16 protein-coding genes are annotated in these 19,458 nt (G+C 60.2%); 5 read left to right on the top strand and 11 right to left on the bottom strand.

Translation table 11 applies throughout. The annotated features are described in order from the left end of the window. Window positions 1-133: 133 nt before the first annotated feature. Window positions 134-2,104 (bottom strand): CASTOR/POLLUX-related putative ion channel, encoded by a 1,971-nt coding sequence (locus ACESMZ_RS01240; protein ID WP_372957439.1) that lies wholly within the window; start codon window positions 2,102-2,104, stop codon window positions 134-136. Between the two features lie 174 nt (window positions 2,105-2,278). Here ACESMZ_RS01240 and ACESMZ_RS01235 point away from each other — a divergent pair, with 174 nt between their 5' ends. Further along, on the top strand, window positions 2,279-3,496 hold the full coding sequence (locus ACESMZ_RS01235) for a hypothetical protein (RefSeq protein WP_372957438.1): 1,218 nt from the start codon (window positions 2,279-2,281) through the stop codon (window positions 3,494-3,496). Window positions 3,497-3,549: 53 nt separating this feature from the next. Further along, entirely contained in the window at window positions 3,550-4,518 is a 969-nt protein-coding gene (locus tag ACESMZ_RS01230) for a ChaN family lipoprotein (protein ID WP_372972094.1), read from the top strand. 17 nt (window positions 4,519-4,535) lie between these two features. On the opposite strand, the gene ACESMZ_RS01225 is transcribed toward ACESMZ_RS01230, so the two are convergent. Continuing rightward, window positions 4,536-5,603: a beta-N-acetylglucosaminidase domain-containing protein gene (locus ACESMZ_RS01225; RefSeq protein WP_372957436.1), complete on the bottom strand. Its 1,068-nt coding sequence runs from the start codon at window positions 5,601-5,603 to the stop codon at window positions 4,536-4,538. 147 nt (window positions 5,604-5,750) lie between these two features. Here ACESMZ_RS01225 and ACESMZ_RS01220 point away from each other — a divergent pair, with 147 nt between their 5' ends. Then, the gene (locus ACESMZ_RS01220; RefSeq protein WP_372957435.1) at window positions 5,751-6,818 is read left to right on the top strand and encodes an acyltransferase family protein; all 1,068 of its coding nucleotides are present in this window, start codon (window positions 5,751-5,753) and stop codon (window positions 6,816-6,818) included. Window positions 6,819-6,839: 21 nt separating this feature from the next. On the opposite strand, the gene ACESMZ_RS01215 is transcribed toward ACESMZ_RS01220, so the two are convergent. From ACESMZ_RS01215 to ACESMZ_RS01205, 3 genes are all read right to left on the bottom strand, one after another. Beyond that, the gene (locus ACESMZ_RS01215) at window positions 6,840-7,667 is read right to left on the bottom strand and encodes a prolipoprotein diacylglyceryl transferase family protein (RefSeq protein ID WP_372957434.1); all 828 of its coding nucleotides are present in this window, start codon (window positions 7,665-7,667) and stop codon (window positions 6,840-6,842) included. 100 nt (window positions 7,668-7,767) lie between these two features. After that, window positions 7,768-8,853: an ATP-binding protein gene (locus tag ACESMZ_RS01210; protein ID WP_372957433.1), complete on the bottom strand. Its 1,086-nt coding sequence runs from the start codon at window positions 8,851-8,853 to the stop codon at window positions 7,768-7,770. Between the two features lies 1 nt (window position 8,854). Continuing rightward, window positions 8,855-11,095: an ATPase, T2SS/T4P/T4SS family gene (locus tag ACESMZ_RS01205; protein WP_372957432.1), complete on the bottom strand. Its 2,241-nt coding sequence runs from the start codon at window positions 11,093-11,095 to the stop codon at window positions 8,855-8,857. Window positions 11,096-11,309: 214 nt separating this feature from the next. Here ACESMZ_RS01205 and ACESMZ_RS01200 point away from each other — a divergent pair, with 214 nt between their 5' ends. After that, window positions 11,310-12,593 carry an MgtC/SapB family protein gene (locus ACESMZ_RS01200; RefSeq protein WP_372957431.1) on the top strand — a complete coding sequence of 428 codons (1,284 nt, stop codon included), beginning with the start codon at window positions 11,310-11,312 and terminating at the stop codon, window positions 12,591-12,593. A 143-nt stretch (window positions 12,594-12,736) separates the two neighbouring features. Next, on the top strand, window positions 12,737-13,903 hold the full coding sequence (locus tag ACESMZ_RS01195) for an NAD(P)/FAD-dependent oxidoreductase (protein ID WP_372957430.1): 1,167 nt from the start codon (window positions 12,737-12,739) through the stop codon (window positions 13,901-13,903). A gap of 91 nt (window positions 13,904-13,994) precedes the next feature. Here ACESMZ_RS01195 and ACESMZ_RS01190 read toward each other — a convergent pair whose 3' ends face one another. The 6 genes from ACESMZ_RS01190 to ACESMZ_RS01165 form a co-directional block, all read right to left on the bottom strand. After that, window positions 13,995-14,930: a porin gene (locus ACESMZ_RS01190; RefSeq protein ID WP_372957429.1), complete on the bottom strand. Its 936-nt coding sequence runs from the start codon at window positions 14,928-14,930 to the stop codon at window positions 13,995-13,997. 35 nt (window positions 14,931-14,965) lie between these two features. After that, window positions 14,966-15,622: a DUF2057 family protein gene (locus ACESMZ_RS01185; RefSeq protein WP_372957428.1), complete on the bottom strand. Its 657-nt coding sequence runs from the start codon at window positions 15,620-15,622 to the stop codon at window positions 14,966-14,968. A gap of 326 nt (window positions 15,623-15,948) precedes the next feature. After that, complete coding sequence (gene phnE, locus ACESMZ_RS01180) at window positions 15,949-16,746, bottom strand: phosphonate ABC transporter, permease protein PhnE (RefSeq protein WP_372957427.1); 798 nt, start codon at window positions 16,744-16,746, stop codon at window positions 15,949-15,951. Window positions 16,747-16,770: 24 nt separating this feature from the next. Continuing rightward, the gene (phnC, locus tag ACESMZ_RS01175; RefSeq protein WP_372957426.1) at window positions 16,771-17,553 is read right to left on the bottom strand and encodes a phosphonate ABC transporter ATP-binding protein; all 783 of its coding nucleotides are present in this window, start codon (window positions 17,551-17,553) and stop codon (window positions 16,771-16,773) included. Between the two features lie 152 nt (window positions 17,554-17,705). Continuing rightward, on the bottom strand, window positions 17,706-18,590 hold the full coding sequence (gene phnD / locus ACESMZ_RS01170) for a phosphate/phosphite/phosphonate ABC transporter substrate-binding protein (RefSeq protein WP_372957425.1): 885 nt from the start codon (window positions 18,588-18,590) through the stop codon (window positions 17,706-17,708). 285 nt (window positions 18,591-18,875) lie between these two features. Beyond that, window positions 18,876-19,349, bottom strand: a complete 474-nt coding sequence (locus tag ACESMZ_RS01165) for a Dps family protein (protein WP_372957424.1) — start codon at window positions 19,347-19,349, stop codon at window positions 18,876-18,878. Window positions 19,350-19,458: the final 109 nt, after the last annotated feature.

Below are 19,458 nucleotides of genomic sequence, written 5' to 3'. Positions count from 1 at the left end.
CCGCTCAAATTTTGAGCAGATCACCGAAGAGTGAGGCCTACTTTAGTCACTCAATCCGCATAATTGAAATTTATATTATCTATTTCCGGCATTTTTCCTATGAATATCTGGATCGCCGCCATAACACGCTGATTTACAAGATACCAGGGCCTGGTGCATCAGCACTGACAGCCAGCGCCACCAGGCGGTCGCCCGGCTTCAGCTCCAGGTAGTCCCGCCGGGGCGGGTTGAGCTGCAACCGGTGGCCCCGTTCATCGGCCTGGTTACGATAGATGCCCAGCGCCACCTCCCCTTCCGCCGCCAGGGTTTTCTCCAGAAGCAGGAAATCGGCACTGGCCGGCAGGGGGTAATCAGCCGGGTCGCGGAACTGAATCTCCGGGCCGCCCACGGTGAACAGCTCGTCCAGAACCACTCGCAGCTCCCGTCGCAGGGCAACCTGGGCCAGGACGTGGCTGAGTATCATGGAGCTGATCATCATCTCGCTCTGGTGGCCATAAAGCAGCTGACGGTTATCCGGATCGCTCAGTTCCATGATCAGCTGCGGGCGGCGCTCCCCTTCCGCCAACAGGTCCTCCAGCTGCAGGTAGCCCACCATGGCACGTGCATCCGCTTCTTCCCCGGACGCCAGGCGGTCACTGCTCACCAGTACGATGGCGCCATAGTCTGCCGGCGCGACCTGACGCAGATCTTCCTCTACCATGTAGTCCGCTTCCAGGTGACGGCAGCTAACACCCCCGCTCACCCCGGGATAGCGACTTATCGCCTGTTCCCGCTCGCTGGCCGGCACCACCGAGACCACATCCAGCGCGAACTCACATTGGCCATAACTGGCCATTTCCGCAACCAGGCTCGGCACCCGGCGGTTCCAGCCCAGCACCAGCACCCGGTGTGACTTGCGTGGATGCACCCTGGCCTTGGTTGCAGACCGGCGCACCACCTCCGGCAGGCCCGGCGTATGGGTATCGGCTTCCGTTTCACTGTAGGCGCGGGCCAGGTAGACCACCCGGTCCCCGGCTCCGACCCGGATGTCGGACGGCGCCGCCAGGTGCACCCGCCAGCTATGCCCGTCGGGCTCAAGCAGGCCAAGCACAATGGCCCCCGGGCGCTGGGCGGCCAGTTCCCCCAGGGTCAGCCCGGCGACCGACTCACCACTGCGGACATAGAGCTCGTTTCCACCCTCACCCGCCAGCAGCTCGTTGTAGACCTCGGACAACCCCGGGTGAAGGATATTCTGGACCATCAGGCGACTGATGGTGACATCGCCGGCGACCACTTCCACGGCGCCGGGATACGCCCGCTCGATTACCGGCAGCTTGCGCACATCCTGCAGCTCAGCCACCACAAACGGCAGCGGCGACTGATAATGGCGGGCCTGGGCGGCGATGGACAGTAAAGCCTTCACCGTCTCTACGTCGGAAGTCACCAGGCTGCCAGCCTCATGGGCGGAACTGGGCACGATCACTGCAGCCGCATCCAGGCACGCTACCCGGTGAAGGGCATCTGGCTGAATTGCCAGGCCGGACCGGAGAATCACCTGCCGGGCCCGTGACCCGATGCCTGGTTCCGTTCGTAGCTCATGCACCTGCTCGGCACTGGCCTCTTCCGCCAGCACCACCAGGTTGAGCCGGGAAGCCTCGTGCTTCTCGAGGAACCGCCGCATACGTCCGGTGGAGCCCAGCAGTTCTGACAGCAAGGGCAGTGTCTGGCTGGTCCAGCCAAGTACGACGATATGGTTTTTCAGGGTTACCGGTGTCAGCCCGCGCTCCAGTTCATCCATGCGGGCAATCAGCCAGCGGGTCAGGATCGCCACCAGGGTACCCATGAACACCACGTAGCCACTGACCGTCAGCAGGGTTGAGACAAAGCGTTGCCAGGCGCCGACATCGTCACCCAGGTAGCCCGGGTCCGTCAGCCTCAGGAAAGCCCACCAGATGGCGTTGCCGACGTGGTCAAAGTCGCCGTCCAGCGGCACCACCAAAATGCCTCCCACGAGGGAAATAATGGCGATAAACGCTGCCACCACCAGCAACTGGAAACCAGCGCCCTTGACCAGTTGGCGCTCGACAAGAAATTTCACACGATCGACAATTCGAAATGGCAACATCAGGGGCCCCGGCAGATCGGAAAACAGACGTGGTAACAGAATAACTCAATATCAGCCCTGCACTCTTCCCTTCCGGCAGTCCGTGAGTCACCAGGCGACCCGGCCGGTCCGCTGGCATCCTGCCAGCTGGATGGCCTAACCTGACTGAATCAGGCGATATGAAGGGGAAGGGCCATGCACCTTCGCAACATATATTGGTTCTTGGCGGCGCTGCTGATCGCCGAAAACAGTCTTGCTCATACCAATCACCTGCCGCACCCATGGAGAGCCGAGGCGGTAGTCGAGGGGCGCAACGAGAACTATGACGAAGAGCGCTTTGTCGACCTTTACAGTTTCCGTCACAGTCAACGTCGCCCACGGGTAACCGAGACGGGATTGCGGGGTACGGGGGGCAGTGTCGGGAGCAGTCGTCTCTATTTTGACAGCCGCTTCCGGCAGGACTTCGGGTTCAACGACAACCGCCAGGCTTTCATGCTGGATATTCAGCGCTCAGAGGATTTCGATGGCACCTACCAGCGGCAGCTGGTGGGTTTCAGGCACCAGATGACTGACCGGCTGCAGGTCTGGCTTCAGGGCGATGTTTTTGCTGACAAGTCAGAGATCGATGTCTACGCCAGTGCGCGTTACGCTCTGCCCCATGGCGGCTGGGTGCATGGCAGCTGGATACAGCCTGACGCCTGGTTCAACGACAAGTCAGACACCGATGACCGGATTCTTGATGAACCTCACAGCTATTTTATTCAATGGCATCAACCCTGGCGGGACAACCGGCACCGTACAACCATTTCGGCAACCCTCAACCCCGAATCGGAGTTCGACAGCCGACAGCAGGCTCTGAAAGCGGTAAGCCGGAATTTCCGCGGAGCGATTACCCAGGAGCTTTTTCTGGGAGCCTGGCATTACCAGGTGGAGTACGCCGGCGAATACACCGCCCGGACTTACCGGCTGGATGAAGCTGACGCTTCAACATCTTTCCGCCGCCAACACCATCAATTGACGGTCGAAGCCATGTGGACGGAACACAAGAACCAGCCGTCTATTGGTCTGAGTTATATCTATCTCAATGAAAAAGGTTATTTTGGCAGGGCCATGGATACGCACGGCGACGTTCAGCGGCGAGAGCCAATAACCTTTGCCAGCGTTGCCACCCGGCTGGGCCCCCGCTCAACGCTGCGGCCGGCCGTCTATCTCGGACACCCGGATGTAAGCCAGCGCTTCACCAGCGAAGACGAACGAGACCTCAACAGTAACAGCCTGCGCGCCAAGCTCACGCTACCATTGGAAATCACCTTGTCCCGCCAGGAGCCTGCGGTATTGACCATCGCCCCCACCTTCAAGCTCCACGAAGTCGCTTTCGGTGGCGGCAACGTACAATTGCATTGGCCTCTTTAAGGAACCGCTGAAAGATGACTTCTCTGAACCGGGTCGTGAGCAGAGTAACTGTCATGGCCGCTGTGCTATTTTCCGGGTGCGCCGCAGTGCCCCCCGCCGCCATCATGAAGCCGGCAACACTTTACGAGGCCTCTTTGGTGAATACCGCCAATAACCAGCCCGCCACACCGGCTGCCCTGGCCACGCAACTCGCAGGAGCCGATGTGATTGTGATCGGCGAATACCACGGCCATCAGGCCGCCCACCTGTTGCAGTCCCGGCTTCAGGCAGCGCTTCACCGAATACGGCCAGAACAGGTCCTGGCGCTGGAGGCTTTCGATGTTGATCGCCAGGCGGTTATTGATGATTACCTGGCGGGAAAACTGGGTGAAGATGAGCTGATCGAGGATGCGGCGGCGTGGGACAACTACAAGGCCTCCTACCGTCCACTGCTGGAATTCGCGCGGCACCGGCAGGCCCCAGTCATCGCTGCCAATGCCCCCGCGGACGTTGTACGCTGCGTTGGCCGACACGGTCCGGAATACCTGGACTCCCTGTCTCCGTCCCGACGAGCCCTGTTACCGGAATCACCATTCCGCGACGTACCCGGGTATCGCGAGAAGTTTTTCGACCGTCTGGGCCACAATGCCCATGGGGAGGAATCAGGGGCCACTCGCAGCCGACTTGAGAACGCCTACCAGGCCCAGTTGCTGCGAGACAACACCATGGCCGACCAGGTTCTCCGCTCCCTGCAGGATTATCCCGGATACCAGGTTCTGATGGTTACGGGGACCTTCCACAGTGAACAGCGGCTGGGGATAACGGCGATACTTGAACAGCGGGCCCCCGGGCTTGAGGTTGTAGTCATCAGCCCGGTGATCCTCACCGACGATGATCAAGCGCCGGCGCCGGCGGCATACCGCGATCAAGGCGACTACATCTACTTTATTCAACCGCTCCCGGAAAGGTTCCTGGATGAACAGCGGAGAAATGCGGCGATAAAGCACCAGTTCAGTAAGGCCCGCCAGCAGGAGTGCCGGTAATCACGCTTGCTGGATGATTACTGGGTCTGAACCATCTCGTCTGTGACCTGGTACTCACCCGCCAGCCAGCGCAGTATCTCCCGGGCCGCTGGCTGGTCGAAGCCGTCGTAGGTGTCCCTCAGCGCCTCCAGCCGTTGCGCACTGATACGGTGCAGGCCGGTATCCTGCAGCACCAGCAGGTCGTTCACCAGTTGCCGTGCCATGGACTCCCCCACCACGGTCCGTGCGGCTTCCCGGAAAGCCTCCCCATAACAATAGTTCTCGCCATGCTGGTAACTCAGGGCCAGGGTGAGGGCCGGTATGGCGGTCAGTTGTGGTTGCAAGGCAGGGTTGATGGCATGGCCGCTGACCAGGCCGGCATTGGCCGCCGGGCGGCCGGTAAAGCCCCTGAGGTGCAGGTGGCGGGACATGCGGTCACCGTCGTTCACCGGGTAGTTGTCCCACAGTAGCGGTTTGCGCCCCAGCTGGCCGGCCACACGCCGCAGGTGACCCGGAGCAATCTCCCGGGAGCAGACTTCTTCCCCGGTCCAGAATACATCCACCCGGGGATCCAGGGCCCGGCCGAGGTCTTCCAGGTAACCCGGGGGACGCTGGCCAAACACCCGGTCCAGTACCGGGTCGTCGGAATAATAGGATGGGCATACCGCCAGTTGCCGGAAGCCGGTGCGCTGGTCGACCCAGTCAATGATTTCCCCCTGCCGGGATGCCAGGTCCGGAGTATCCGCCTTCATGTCATCAAACAGGATGGCCAGGCGACTCACGCCCACAGACTCCAGGAACGTCAGCTTGTTCGCCAGGGCGCGCCTCGAGGCCTCATCGAACTGATTGAACACCTCCCAGGGGCTCAGCCCTACACCGAACGCGATCCCCCGGTTATCACACCAGCGGGCGAACCCGGCGATCGCCTCGGCTGCTTCCGGCGGATGAGGCTCCTTCCATTGCCGGCGCAGATAGCGGTCGGCCTTGGGGGCGTACCAGTAGAAGTTGTAGCCGTGGGGCTGCAATCGTTCCATCAGCGCTCGGCGGTCCGCCCATTGCCACACGGGACCGTAGAACCCTTCCATTATTCCAAGATCTGGAATCATCCGCCCATCCCCGGTTCATGGTGATCGTTTCAGCAAGGCCGGACCTTACGCCGGCGTAAGCCGCAGGCAACCGGATCGTATAGCCAGGCTGTTCGGCGCCCAGAGCGCCTCCGATATACTGCATTAATCCAAGGGAGGATAACGATCATGGGTGACTCTCAGCAACGGTTGCAGGCCCTGGATGCCCTGCGGGGCATTGCCGCCCTGGCCGTCGTGCTCTTCCATTACCTGCCCTATTACCATCAGCTCTATGGGCACAGCTTTGCACCCTGGCGCTTTCTTGAGTTCGGCCGTTATGGGGTGCACCTGTTCTTTATCCTCAGCGGCTTTGTGATTTTCATGACCCTGGAGCGTACCCGCTCCGCCAGCTGGTTTGCCATGGCCCGGTCAGTGCGGCTTTTACCCGGGCTCTGGGCCGGCATTGCTATCACCTGGCTGTTCGTTGCGGCCCTTGGTCCCGAAGACAGGACGGTGGGCCTTGGCAGCGCCTTGCTTAACACCACACTGCTGCACGAATACCTGGGTTTTCCCCATGTGGATGGCGCCTACTGGAGCCTGGTTATCGAGGCGACCTTCTACGTCTGGATCGGTCTGATGTTCTACGCCCTGCGCCAGTGGACCCGTATTCGACCACTGTTGTGGGGCTGGGTCGCCGTCAGCTATCTCGGGGTTCTGTGGTGGAAGGACATTCCCTCAGCCCTGGAATTCCTTGCGAAGGACCTCCTGTTCGCCCGTTATGCGCCGCTGTTTGTGACCGGCATGCTGCTCTACCGATGGCACCGATACCGTCAGCTGTCCCCGGCAGACAAGGTTCTGCTGGCGCTGGCCATTGGCCATTGCCTGGTGGCCTACAAGGCACCGTTCAGCTACTTCGTGCTGGGCTGCCACGGGGTGTTTGCGCTCGCGTTGAACGGTTACCTGGAGCGGCTGGCGGCTCGCCCCCTGTTGTGGCTGGGCAGCCTGTCCTATGCCCTGTACCTGGTACACCAGAACGTGGGCTACGGCGTTATCGGCTGGAGCTACGATCAGGCCTTACCGGGGTGGGCTGGTGTCGGCATGGCCCTCTTTACCGCATTCAGCCTGGCCGCTGTGATCCATTACGGCATCGAGAAACCGGCGCTACGCTGGTTCCGGGGGGTTCGCAAGCGCCGGGAAGCATTACCCGCGGCCCCTTTGCCCCTGATCGCGGCCAGGGCGCCTGAATCCCTGCCCTGAACACGATGCCGGCCCCGGCCGTTACCGGGGGGCCAGCTTTTCCAGTCCCTGGCGCAGCGTGGCCCGGGACAGTTCACCGGTATGGCTGTCCACCAGCATGCCATCGGCGTTGTAGAACAGGGTAGTTGGCAGCACATGGGCACCCGTGATGGCGCCCAGGCGGTTATTTCGGTCCAGCAGTATGTTGTCCAGCGCGAGGGATTCCGTGCCGAGGAAGTCGTTGATGGTTTCCGGCTCTTCACCCACGTTCACAAACACAAAGTCGATATCTTCCTGCTCGGTCTGGGCCTCGGCCAGCACCGGCATTTCCCGGCGGCAGGGTGGGCACCAGGTCGCCCAGAGGTTGACGACCATCGGCCGCTCCGCACCCGCCTGAAACGCGCGCAGGTTGACGGGATCGTGCTCCATGGAGCTCAGCTCCACCTCGGGTACCGGCCTGGCCTCATTGTCCATCAGCAGGATCAGGCCACTCAGACCGCCCCAGGCTACGACGGCGGACAACACCGCGGCTGCCAGCGGCCGACGCAGGGGCTGGCTCCGCCAGCTGCGCCAGCAAAGCCATAACAGGGCCGCAATCACACCAGCGGTAATATCAAAGCCCCCGTCCCGGATGTCGATCATGGCGAGCAGGCTGTCGTAGCTTTCGTGGTACCGCAGAATGAACACCACCCGGGCCGCGGCAAACGCCACCAGGATCAGGGTGAACAGGGCATCACTGACCACTACCCGGTGCCGGCGTCCCAGCAGGGCGCCCACGGCCAGGGCCACCACCAGGGCGAGTACCATCAACAGCTGGGAAAGGGTAAAGCCAAGGGGACCAAGGGATACCGTCTGGGACAGAATGGACATACGCGCCTCGAGGTTGGAGCGGGTTGAGATTGTTCACCATGAGGCCGCTGTGACCGGATCCGGCCCGCCAGGTTCCCTGGCACCCGCGGGCCAACGGGAATCAGATCAGATCCCGGTGGGCGTAGAGCGACTGCCAGTGGCTGCCGGGGCGCTCGGCAATCTCGGTATCAAAGTAGTGTTGCAGGCGGCGCCTGTCTTCCGGATGGTCCTTGAGGGCCGAGCCAAGAATGAAGTGCATCAGGCTCTCCGGGGTCACCACTCCATCACTGTAATAGAAGGCGTTGACGCAGACTGCATGGGCTACGTTGACCGCTTCTGCCGTGGACATTGCCGCTCCGGCGAGCCGGTCGGTACTGCGACCGCTGAGGGATTGCCCTGTGCGAAGCTCATGGAACACCGTCACCAGCATTTCGGTAATTTCCGGCGGGAGCCGGACGTCGATTCCGCCCTTGCGGTTGAGCTTGTCGGTTTCACGAACCACTACATCCAGCTCATCGCCGAGGCGGTTGATGGGCTGGATGGTTTCGAAGTTCATACGCCGCTTGAGGGCGGCGCTCATGCGGTTCACCCCTTCATCCACGCTGTTGGAGGTGGCGATGACATTAAAGCCTTCACTGGCATAGATGACTCCGCCCTCCCCCTCCAGCTCGGGAATGGTAATGACCCGGTCGGACAGCAGCGCAAGCACTGAATCCTGCAATGGCTGCGGGCAGCGGGCGATTTCCTCGAACCGCACGAACCGGCCCTGCTGCATACCCCGCAGCATGGGGCTTGGCACCAGTGCCTCCACGCAGGGGCCGCGATCGCGGACGATGGCCTCGTTCCAGGTGTACAGCAGCTGGCTGATGTTGCTTACCGCACCGCCCTGGATGATCAGCGAGGAATCGCCACTGACGGCGGCGGTAATCAGTTCCGACAGCCAGGACTTGGCCGTGCCCGGCTCTCCCACCAGCAAGGCGCCGCGGTTGGTGCAAAGGGCAACCACAATGCGTTTGATGACCCCTGGCGGACAGATGAACTTGCGGGCGATGCCCAGGGCATCATCTCCCTGAACGAAGGTTTCCACCGCCACCGGTGACATTCGCCAGCCCGGTGGCACCGGGTGCTGGTCCTGCTGTCGCAGGCGCTCCAGTTCTTCATGGAATTCCTGCTCGGCCGGCAGTTTCTGTTTGCGCTTGTTGCTCATGTCAGCGACGCCCTCCCCGCTTCTCCGGGCTCATCCGGTCTTCCGGCAGAATACGGGGAAGCTCCGACAATGGAATGTTGCCCTGAATAACATGGTCCAGGGCGCTGTCACGCATGGTGATAAGTCCGGCGTCCAGGGCCAGGCTGCGCATCTCGCCCACAGGCGGCTGCAGGGAAATACCATTGCGGATGTCCCGGTTCACCTGGAGGAACTCCACCACCGCGATGCGCCCCCGGGTACCACGGCCCTTGCACTGGGGGCAGCCAGCGCCCTCGAAGCAACGGAAATCCGCCGGCGCCCCTTCCGGGAACAGCTCCGCCATCACTGTGGGGTCCGCGGTAGCCGGTCGGCGGCAGTCCGGGCATATCCGCTTGGCCAGGCGCTGGGCGATCACCGCCAGCAACTCACTGGCGATGGAGTTGGGATGAATACCCAGATCGTAGAGTCGCTGCAGGGCATCCACGCTGTCATTACAGTGCAGGGTGGAGAGCACCACATGGCCGGTCTGGGACGCGCGGATCGCCTCCAGTGCCGTCTCCTGGTCGCGGATCTCCCCCACCAGGATCACATCCGGATCCTGGCGCACGAACGAGCGCATGGCGTCGGCAAAACTGAAACCAATCTCCGGCCGCACCCGGGTCTGCTGGATATTGTCGATGGAGTACTCGATGGGATCTTCCACGGTGATGACCTTGCGGCGGCCGTCATCCGCCAGCTCCTGCAGCCCGGCGTACAGTGTGGTGGACTTGCCCGAGCCAGTGGGGCCAACCACCAGCACCAGGCCCGCCGGATTATCCAGTAACCGCTGGTACTTGCGGGCCAGCTTTGGAGACATGCCCAGCTCCTGCATGGTCATGGCCCGGCCGGTCTGACGCAGCAGCCGGATCACCACGTGTTCCCCGTGGAGCGAGGGCTGGGTCTGCACACGCAGGTCGAAGCTGACATCGCCGAACCTGAGCCGCGACCGGCCACCCTGGGGCAACCGTCGCTCTGCGATATTCAGCTCCGCTCTCAGCTTGATAACGTTGACCACGCCCAGCAGCTGGGCCGGCGTCAGCCGGTAGTGGTCCAGGTCATGAAGCTCCCCGTCAATTCTCAGCCTGACCCGTACCCGCCTTCCGTAACGTTCGATATGAATATCGCTGGCCTGCTGGCTCACGGCCTCCAGCAGAATCCCTTCGTACAGTGATACCAGGTAAGGGGTAACCTCACCCTCGCGGCCGGCCTCAAGGGACTCGCCCATGCTGCGGTCCGCCTGGGCCTGGGCTGCGGCCGAAACCTCATTGCCCCGCTCCGAAATGGACAGGTGGGACCATAACCGGCGGAAGTCCGTGGGCGTGACCAGGAGCGGGGAAATTCCGGCGTCGGTCAGGTGGGCAATCGCATCCAGGTGCGCATCCGGATTGTCACTGGCGACGAACAGCTGCCGTTCCCGTTGATACACGGGGATCAGCCGATGGTGTTCGAGGAACGAACGGGAAAAGCGGGCAAACAGGGCCGGGTCCACGTCCGGCAACAAGGCATCCAGCTCAACCAGGGTCAGCCCCCGCCGGGTGGCCGCCAGCTTGCGGTAGACCTCACGTTCGGTCACCGCCGGGTTTTTCAGCGCCTGGCGCAGGGGTGTGGTGCCCGCGGGAGCCTGAAAACCGGCCTCGCCTTCCTGCAGCAGTCCCAGGTCGATCAGTGCCTCTTCGGTATTGCGGCGAAAATCCACCCGGCACAACTGGCCCTGCCGCTGCAGGATGCCGGACCGAACCTGGTAGTGAATCAGCGCAGGTGGACTCTCCGGCACGGACTCCAGGCAGAACAGCGATCCACCCTCCCGCAGCAGCGGCACCAGCGCGTCCGTCGAGCCGAGAAAGGTGGTAACCAGTATGACGTCGAACCCGTCCGACAACGCCAGGCCCACTTCCGCATCGCCGTGGCAAAACGTCAGGTTGTCGAGGGCGAGGTCATGGCTATGGTGGGCGGCCAGTTCTACCATGGCCGGGTCCCGGTCAACCGCCACCACCTGATCAAACAGGCGGGCCAGTACAGCCGCCATGTAACCCGAACCGGAGCCTATGTGCAGTACCCGGCTGTGGGGCGGCAGTGGAGGCAGGGATTCAAGTATCTGCCTGACCGTTGCGCGGCCGGGAATGCTGTGGCCGGACAGTTGCGGCTCCAGGTCACCGGATGACACGAAGGTCTGGCGGGGAACGCGCCGCAGCGCTTCAGCTATGCGGGAAGTGGTGGCTGTCACTATATACTCCGGACAATACGATACCGTGGACCGATAACAGAACGGAACAAAGGCGGTGGTGCCAGATTCACGGAAGACGCTCACATCCGTTATGCTTGCACAGAACGGAAGGGTGGGCACCCCGGCGCACCAACACCGGGCCAGATAATCCGAGACTATCACGCACCGCCCGGAATCCCGATAAGCAATTTCACCAGACCGGACCTGGCTCACCGTGGATGATGTCGCAAGCTCTTTCCTGAACAACAACGAAATCGCCATTCAACTGGCGGTGGCGCTGCTGCTGGGCGCGCTGATCGGCCTGGAGCGGGGCTGGGAGGCCCGGGCCAGGGCACCCGGCAAGCGTATTGCCGGTATCCGTACCCATGCCCTTACCGGCCTGCTGGGCGCGATCGCCGCCCTGCTCAGCCAGACCCTGACAGCCTGGGCCTTCCCGGTCATGTTGCTGGGACTTGTCGGGGTCACCCTGGTGTCCTACCGGGCCCGTGCCCCGGAAACCGGCGACTACAGCATTACTGGCATCATCGGCCTGCTGCTCACCTTCTGCTTCGGCGCCATGGTGGTCGCAGTAGACATGGCCCTGGCAGCGGCCGCGGCAGTTATTACCGCGCTGATTCTCGACAACAAGGACGAGATCCACGGTGCCCTGAACAAACTGCAGGCCCACGAGCTGGACGCGGCCCTGAAACTGCTGTTGATCACCGTAGTCATGCTGCCTCTGTTACCGGACCAGGGCATGGGACCGGGTGATGTGCTCAACCCCTACGAGATCTGGTGGATGGTGGTACTGATTGCATCGGTGTCGTTCGTGGGGTACTTCGCCATCCGGGTCGGTGGCACAGAGAAGGGCATTCTCTTCACCAGCCTGTTCGCCGGCCTGAGCTCGTCCACCGCGCTGACCCTGCATTTCGCCCGCCAGTCCAGGCACAGCCCCGCGCTCGCTCCCATGTACGGCGCCGGCATTCTGATTGCCTGCGGCACCATGTTCCCGCGCATTCTGATCTATGGCGCCATCATCAACCGTAATTTGCTGCCCGCCCTGACCTGGCCGGTGGTCACCATGGCCGTCATCCTGTACCTCGCCGCGGCACTGATCTGGGTCACCCACCGGCACGATATCCGTGTGGAACAGCCCGAGCTGAACCAGAACCCGCTGGACCTGAAGTCCGCCCTGGTGTTCGGGGTATTGCTCACGGTGATTCTGGTGCTGGGGGAATGGCTCAGGGAATGGCTGGGGAATCTGGGCATCTATGTGCTGGCGGCGACATCCGGCATTACAGATGTAGACGCCATTACCCTGTCGCTGACCCGCATGTCCCTGGAGAATGTTGCCGGGGCCACGGCGGTGCTGGGCATTGTGATCGCCGCATCGGTGAACAACCTGGTCAAATCCCTGATGGCTGCCTCTATTGGCACCGGCCGCCTTGGACTGCTGGTGGGAGGCCCCATGGCAGTCTCGCTGGCGGCCGGCCTGGCGGTAGCCTGGACCCTGGCCTGAACAAACAGGTGACAAATTCCGATCATTTTCTATACTGTTGGAGCGTTAACGAAAGTTAAGGCAACATCAAAACACCAAGAACAATAAAGCTGGAGCCAGCCACATGCTGACATTGCGTCTGCCATGCCACGGGGCCCGTTGAGATGGACTACTACGACCTGATTATCGTCGGGGGTGGTCCAGCCGGTTCAACCCTGGCCTGGGCCCTGCAGAATACCGGCAAACGAATCCTGCTGATCGACAAGGCCCGCTTCCCCCGGGACAAAAGTTGTGCTGGCTGGGTAACGCCGGCGGTGTTCGATGCGCTCCAGATCACCCCGGGCGACTATGGCCGCGACCACGTGCTGGAACCCATTCGCGGCTTCCGCATCGGCATGATGGGCCGCCGGGCCGTGGAGAATGACCACGGCGAAACCGTCAGCTATGGTGTACGTCGTTCCGAGTTCGACCATTACCTGCTCAGCCGTACCCGCACGGACCAGGCGCTGGACACCGCCATCAATTCCATCTACCAGGCCAATGGCAACTGGGTCATCAACCACCGCTGGGAAACCCCGTTACTGGTGGGAGCCGGCGGCCACTTCTGCCCGGTCGCCCAGCATATTGGCGCCGGCCCGGGAAGCCGGGAAAGCGTGGTGACCGCCAAGGAGATGGAGTTCGAGATGACCCCGGAGCAGGCGTCCGTCTGCCAGGCCCGGGGCGACCGGCCCGAACTGTGGTTTTGCCGTGACCTGCGGGGTTACGCCTGGATTTTTCGCAAGGCCAACCACCTCAATGTAGGCCTGGGGCGGGAAGACCCGCGCAGCCTGTCCCGGCACCTGGAAAAATTCATCGCCCATATGCAGCAGCAGGGCCGCATTCCCGTTGATCTCCCCGGCCGTTTCAAAGGCCATGCCTACCTGTTATACGACCACGCCGAACGCCCGCTGGTAGACGACGGCCTGATGCTGATCGGGGACGCGGCCGGCCTGGCGTTCGGTCAGAGCGGTGAAGGTATCCGACCAGCGGTGGAATCCGCCCTGATCGCGGCCAATGTAATCCGCTCGGAACCTGATCTGACCGCCCGCAGCCTGCAACCCTACGGCGAGGCCATTGCCCGCCGCTTCGGTACCCGTTCCATGAACCCCGAGGGCGGCGCGCTGGTGCCCGACTGGGTCAAGGTTCCCCTGGCTGCCAGCCTGATGAGATCACACTGGTTTACCCGCAGGGTCGTGGCCGAGCGCTGGTTCCTGCACCAGCAGGTGCCCCCCCTGGACCTGCCCACACCGGCCCCTGCGGGACGCGAGACCGCCTATTGGCGCCCTGCCTGAAACAAAAAAGCCGGCCCAGGGGGCCGGCGAAGCGTCGTCAACTCAAACTCAAGTCAGATGTAAAAGGCACAAACCGGTTGAAGCTCCGGAATCAGAACTTCACCCGCATACCGGCGAGGTAGCCCAGGTCGGTATCATCTTCATCTGTGTCAGCGATCTCTGCAAAGACGCTGACGTTCTTCTGGGACGGGAACTTGTAGGTTACGTTGGCGTACCAGCCTGTTACGTCATCTGAGTTATCTTCTTCCTGGTTCTGCATACCGATAGCAACACCGGTAGTGCTGGTGACGTCAAAGGTAGCGGCCACGTTGTACAGCGTGGTGTCCAGGTCGGTGTTACCGTCGTCGGTGACACTGTAATCAGCGGCGAGACCGAAAATTCCAAAGTCGTAGCCGGCGCTCAGACCCCAGGTATCCAGTGATTCGGCACCCAGCGGGGTGTGCTTCTGGTAGCCGCCACCCAGTTTCAGCCCGGCAATGTCGGTGAAGGCAAAGATGTCGAAGAATTCACCTTCGGTACCGCCCTTACCTTCAGCCTCCAGCTCGTAAGTGGATACCAGGTAAACCTGGTCCAGCTCCACATCAACACGGAAGGCATCATCACCACTGGTGCCTACCGCATCAAACTGGTCCTCATCCAGGGGAGCCTCGTAGGCTTCCTCAACGCCGAACTCGTCAGAAGCGAAGTTCTGTTTGCCCACGGAAAAGGAGGTTACACCGTAGCGAAGACCGACATAGGCTTCTTCCAGCGGGGTAACGTTATCCTTGCCATTGGCCTGATCCTTGAAGTCGAAATCAACGCGACCAAACGCTGTCAGGTCGGTACCGAGGTCATAGGCGATGTAGTTCTTGATCTCCAGGTCGTCATAGTCCACGTATTCGTTGGTGTCATCACCAATATCCTTGCGCAGCTGAACCTGGAAGTCACCATTGACCTTGTAGGTCAGGCCGTTGGCGTCATAGACGGTTGCTGCACTGGCGGAACCAGCGGCGACAGATACAGCAGCGGCCAGAAGAAGTTTTTTCATTTGCTAACACTCCATTTTTTGGTACGTCGGTTTATTTATTCACCGGAACGAATCCAGCGTTTCATTTCACTTTTTGTGTTCTCATCGGCTTTCAGATACCAGTAGCGAAGCATCTGCCTGACCATATGCTGATCATTGGCAGTATCACCGGAAGATATTGATTCATTATTCCGTGCGGCAGGATCAGACCCGGCATGCCTTATATGCAGCGCTGCCGGGGAATCCGTCTTATTGAACCTCGAAAGCTCTCTTTCATAATCACGAACCAGCTGGAAACCCTCTTTCTCAAGAACATCCAGCTGGAAATCATGGCGATTTCCGCCTTTGTCCATCAGTTTCCAGAGCGGATTGTCATTGAATTCGTCAAGCTCTCTCTGAGTACCTACCGAAGGCGCGGAAAGCACCAGATCCCTGTCTTCTGTCTCGAACAGGATGACAAACGAATCTGAACGTTCGATGACACTGTCGTCTCGGGTACGACCGATTTCGACCTGATAGTCGACAACAATCTGATGAACACCGTTATCCAGAGAGACGCCGCTGCTTCCGGACAAAAATCCCTTGTTTGAATGGGACTTACCGTTAACCGCATGAAGACTGACGCCCTCACCCAGTCGCAGGTTCACTTCGGCCTGAACATGTGCCGGGATGGTTATCGCTGCCATCAGGACCGGAAATAATATGAGCTTCACTAAAACAGCACCTGCTATATGAATCGTTTTATCTAACCTGCTCCGATACTAGAAAATATTTATTAAGATAATATTACATAGCGGCAAGAGAGCAGCTTATCCATGAACTTTTTTATTCACGCACACGGCATATCCCGGAAACAGAAATGACTCATAAGAATATTTAATTACTATTAATGAAATATTTCATTTTTATTGCATATAATCGGATAAATAATGACCATTATCAGAACAAGGCTTGAAACAAAAAGAGCGGATCATGGCCAGGACCTGGCCAGGGACGGCAAATGAAGAGCATATTTGAGAGAAGTCGTAGGGGGTACAGGTCAGATAACCCGTTTTCGAATCTGTGAAGAAAGCTGTTCAAACGCGATTACCACCACCAATATCAGCAGGATAATGGCCAGAGCCCGGTCGTAGTTGAACAACCGCATGGCAGCGGCCAGCTCCACACCGATGCCGCCGGCACCCACCAGGCCCAGGGTAACCGCAGAGCGCAGCGCCTTCTCGACACTGTAAAGGCTGGTCGCGGTCATGGACGCCAGCGTCTCCGGCATGATTGCTCCGCCAATGACAGACAGCCGCCCAGCCCCGGTGGCGGTAAGCGCCTCTGAAGGTCCGGGATGCACCTCCTCAATTCGCTCCGAAAAGAAACGGGCGGCAAAACCGATGGTGTCCATCATGATGGCAAACACCCCCGCCAGCGGACCCAGCCCGACAGCAACCACAAAAATGAGCGCCCAGATCAGGTCCGGAATGGTGCGCATGGTCGCAATGGCCAGCCGTGCCAGCGTACGCACCCAGATGGCCGGCGCCGTGTTACGGGACGCCAGCAAGGCAAAGGGTACGCTGAGAATGACCCCGATGGTAACGCCGACAACGGCAATATTGAGGGTTTCCAACAGAGACCTTGCCAGCACATCCATGTCGCTGAAGTTTGGTGGGAACGCCCTGCCAATGAAGTGCGTCAGATTGACCGCACCGCGCAGCAGCCGCTCCAGAGTGAGGTCTGTGGCCATGATGCCCTGAATCAGGAAGGCGAGAAACGCCAGCGTAATTCCCCAGACAAAGGGTGACGGCATCCGCAGTCGCGGTGGCAGATGACGAACAGGCTCGGATGACATCGGTAGCTCCATGGTTACTGCGTTTCAGGAAGCAAGAAGGGAGGGGGCCTGATCGACACGAACCTCACCACGGTAGAGTCTCTGTATGGCGTGGGAAGACGCCTGCACGCGGGGCTGATCCAGCACAATCGTGCCGGCTTTCATGCCTACAATACGGTCCCCATAGGCCTCCACGAGCTCAAGCTGATGGAGGGTGCAGATAACGGTAATCCGGCGCTCGCTGGCAACATCCATCAGCAGGTCCATGATTTCCCTACCAGCACGAGGATCGAGGCTTGCCACCGGCTCGTCGGCGATAAGGATATCCGCGTCCTGCATGAGGGTGCGCGCGATGGCAACCCGTTGCTGCTGTCCTCCCGACAGCTGACGACACTCCATGGCAGCCTTCTCCGCCAGTCCAACCCGTTCCAGTGCCGCCATGGCCTGCTGACGCAGGCTAGCACTGGCAATGCAGGACCAGGTATTCAGCAGACCGAAACGCTGACGTCCGAGAGCGCCGTACAGAACGTTCTGGAGCACGCTGATGTTCTGTACCAGATTGAACTGCTGAAACACCACACCGATGTTGCAACGGAGCCGGCGCAACTGGCGGCGACTCAAGGTTTCGAGGCTCTGCCCCGCCATGGTGATGCGGCCTTGCTCGTAACTGGTCAGACCATTCAGGCATCGCAACAAGGTTGATTTGCCACAACCGTTGGCACCCAGCAGGATGACGCTCTCACCCCTGTCGACCGTCAGATCGATGCCGCGCAGCACGTGCAGATCACCGTAGTGCTTGTGCAGTCCTCTGACCTGTATACCGGCCATCAGCAAACCTCCCGGGGACAATGCAGCAGGTCAGGCGTATCAGTCAGTTTCATGAAAACTCGCTTACTAACAGGATCACTGGCTGCGTCCCTGCAACGTCTTTCCGTGGTTCCGCTGGTGGCGGTCAAATCATCATCAGCGCCGTTACCGGATCACAGTTCGATTCCGGCGGCCTCATAAGCCCGCTTGATGACCTCATAGTCCGCAGCGGTCCGATCAAAGCCCAGGGAGGAGTCGCGGTTCAGGAACTTGTCCTCGTTACGCTCGGTGGCAACAAGAGCCTCCCACAGAACGTCCGAGTTATCCTCGAGGGTTTCCCGAAGGGCGGTCTTGCAGTCGCTGTCGAGGGATCCCCGCATGACCACCGGGTCGCCAGGCAGGACATCGCTGGAGGCGATAACGCGATAGTCGCCGTCCGGGTCCATCTCTTCGATTTCCTCGATGTCGCGGTTGCCGCCGCCCATGGCCGCCACATCACCATTGACCAGAGCGGCAATGCGCGCATCCCCCGCCATGATGACTTCAACATCACGCTTAATATCCAGCCCCGCGTCCACCATCATCTGGCTGGGAAAGATATGACCACTGGTGGAACCGGTGTCCTTCAACGCAACCCGCTTACCCTTCAGGTCTGCCAGCGACTCGATATCGCTGTCGGCGGGGACGTAAAAGCTGCTGCCGTAGTGGGGGCGTTCGATGGCAAAGAGAATTTCGATATCACTGTCGCGGTCGAACAGTACAAACTCGGATGGACCGGCGAAGACCAGTTCGACGTCATCGTACTGCAGGGCGGTGCCTGCTGCCGTGCGGTTGCTGAGACTGAACATTTCCAGCGTCAGCCCGGTGGTTTCCTTGAAGGCATCAGCAAAGGGGCCGAACGCTTCCTTTAATGGACCCATTCCCTCAATGCCGGTATCGGCCATCCTTATGGGATTCGGACAAACATCAGCGAGGTCATCACTGGCCTGAACACCGGGCGCTGACAGGGTGGCGACTGCCGCTCCAGTAATAGCAAGACTGAACATCAGATGGCGCATGTCGATATCCCTCAAATTCAATAAACAGTGAATGGCGGCGCATTTCCGCAACCGGGTACTATGAACCCGATTTAGCCTGACGGCCTGAGATGACAATGTGGTTTCACGGATATGACGATTGCTTGACCAAAAGATGACTGCCACTGAGCGGTTTCACTTTGCTCTGTCACATAAGCCTGTTCTCGGAAGAATTCGCAAAGGCGGGCGTGGGGGGGGCTGTGTCAGGAAAAAAAAGGCGGCCAGTGGCCGCCAGAGAAGGGGGGTTACGAGAAGCCGTCAGACTGATTACTGACCGAGGTAACTGCGATACATCCAGACGGTCTTTTCCTGCTGGGAAATATAGTCACTCATCAGAGCCACCGTACCTTCATCGTCCGCTTCGCCGGCCAGTGCCAGCAGGTCGCGCTGCTTGCCGATCAGCTTGGCGAAACTGTCGACGATATTACCTACCGCTTCCTTGCCATCGGAGACATCCTTGCGCTCAGGTACGCTGGATAGCTCGATGTAGGTGCTGTAGGCGTGGGCCGGACGATGGCCCAGGGTCAGCACCCGCTCGGCAATCTCATCAATTTTCAGCAGCAGGTCGTCATAGAGCTCCTCAAACTTGGCGTGCAGCTCGAAGAAGTTCTCACCCTTGATGTTCCAGTGGTATCCGCGCACGTTCATGTAGAAGATCTGGTAGTTGGCCAGCAACTCGTTCAGTGCCGAGGCCAGGCTTTCCGTCTTGGCGGTGTCCAGACCGATAAAATTGGTACCCATAGTGCTAACTCCTTGATCCAGATGTGATCGATTTAACAACTTGCGCTCAATATAACCTGCGGGCGCACCGGAAAAAAGCAAGGCCTGCCAATGTCAGCAATAGTCCTGG

The organism is Marinobacter sp. (assembly GCF_041690615.1).
GTDB lineage: Bacteria > Pseudomonadota > Gammaproteobacteria > Pseudomonadales > Oleiphilaceae > Marinobacter.
Note: the sequence above shows the minus strand (reverse complement) of the source record. Positions and strands in the feature narration are given on the sequence as shown.

Excerpts from the sequence above, each read along its gene's own strand:
- ACESMZ_RS01235 (WP_372957438.1), top strand. The coding sequence starts at position 2,279 with ATGCACCTTCGCAACATATATTGGTTCTTGGCGGCGCTGCTGATCGCC.
- ACESMZ_RS01190 (WP_372957429.1), bottom strand. The coding sequence starts at position 14,930 with ATGAAAAAACTTCTTCTGGCCGCTGCTGTATCTGTCGCCGCTGGTTCC.
- ACESMZ_RS01230 (WP_372972094.1), top strand. The coding sequence starts at position 3,550 with ATGGCCGCTGTGCTATTTTCCGGGTGCGCCGCAGTGCCCCCCGCCGCC.
- ACESMZ_RS01210 (WP_372957433.1), bottom strand. The coding sequence starts at position 8,853 with ATGAGCAACAAGCGCAAACAGAAACTGCCGGCCGAGCAGGAATTCCAT.
- phnE (WP_372957427.1), bottom strand. The coding sequence starts at position 16,746 with ATGTCATCCGAGCCTGTTCGTCATCTGCCACCGCGACTGCGGATGCCG.
- ACESMZ_RS01240 (WP_372957439.1), bottom strand. The coding sequence starts at position 2,104 with ATGTTGCCATTTCGAATTGTCGATCGTGTGAAATTTCTTGTCGAGCGC.
- ACESMZ_RS01215 (WP_372957434.1), bottom strand. The coding sequence starts at position 7,667 with ATGTCCATTCTGTCCCAGACGGTATCCCTTGGTCCCCTTGGCTTTACC.
- ACESMZ_RS01195 (WP_372957430.1), top strand. The coding sequence starts at position 12,737 with ATGGACTACTACGACCTGATTATCGTCGGGGGTGGTCCAGCCGGTTCA.
- phnC (WP_372957426.1), bottom strand. The coding sequence starts at position 17,553 with ATGGCCGGTATACAGGTCAGAGGACTGCACAAGCACTACGGTGATCTG.
- ACESMZ_RS01220 (WP_372957435.1), top strand. The coding sequence starts at position 5,751 with ATGGGTGACTCTCAGCAACGGTTGCAGGCCCTGGATGCCCTGCGGGGC.
- ACESMZ_RS01225 (WP_372957436.1), bottom strand. The coding sequence starts at position 5,603 with ATGATTCCAGATCTTGGAATAATGGAAGGGTTCTACGGTCCCGTGTGG.
- ACESMZ_RS01165 (WP_372957424.1), bottom strand. The coding sequence starts at position 19,349 with ATGGGTACCAATTTTATCGGTCTGGACACCGCCAAGACGGAAAGCCTG.
- phnD (WP_372957425.1), bottom strand. The coding sequence starts at position 18,590 with ATGCGCCATCTGATGTTCAGTCTTGCTATTACTGGAGCGGCAGTCGCC.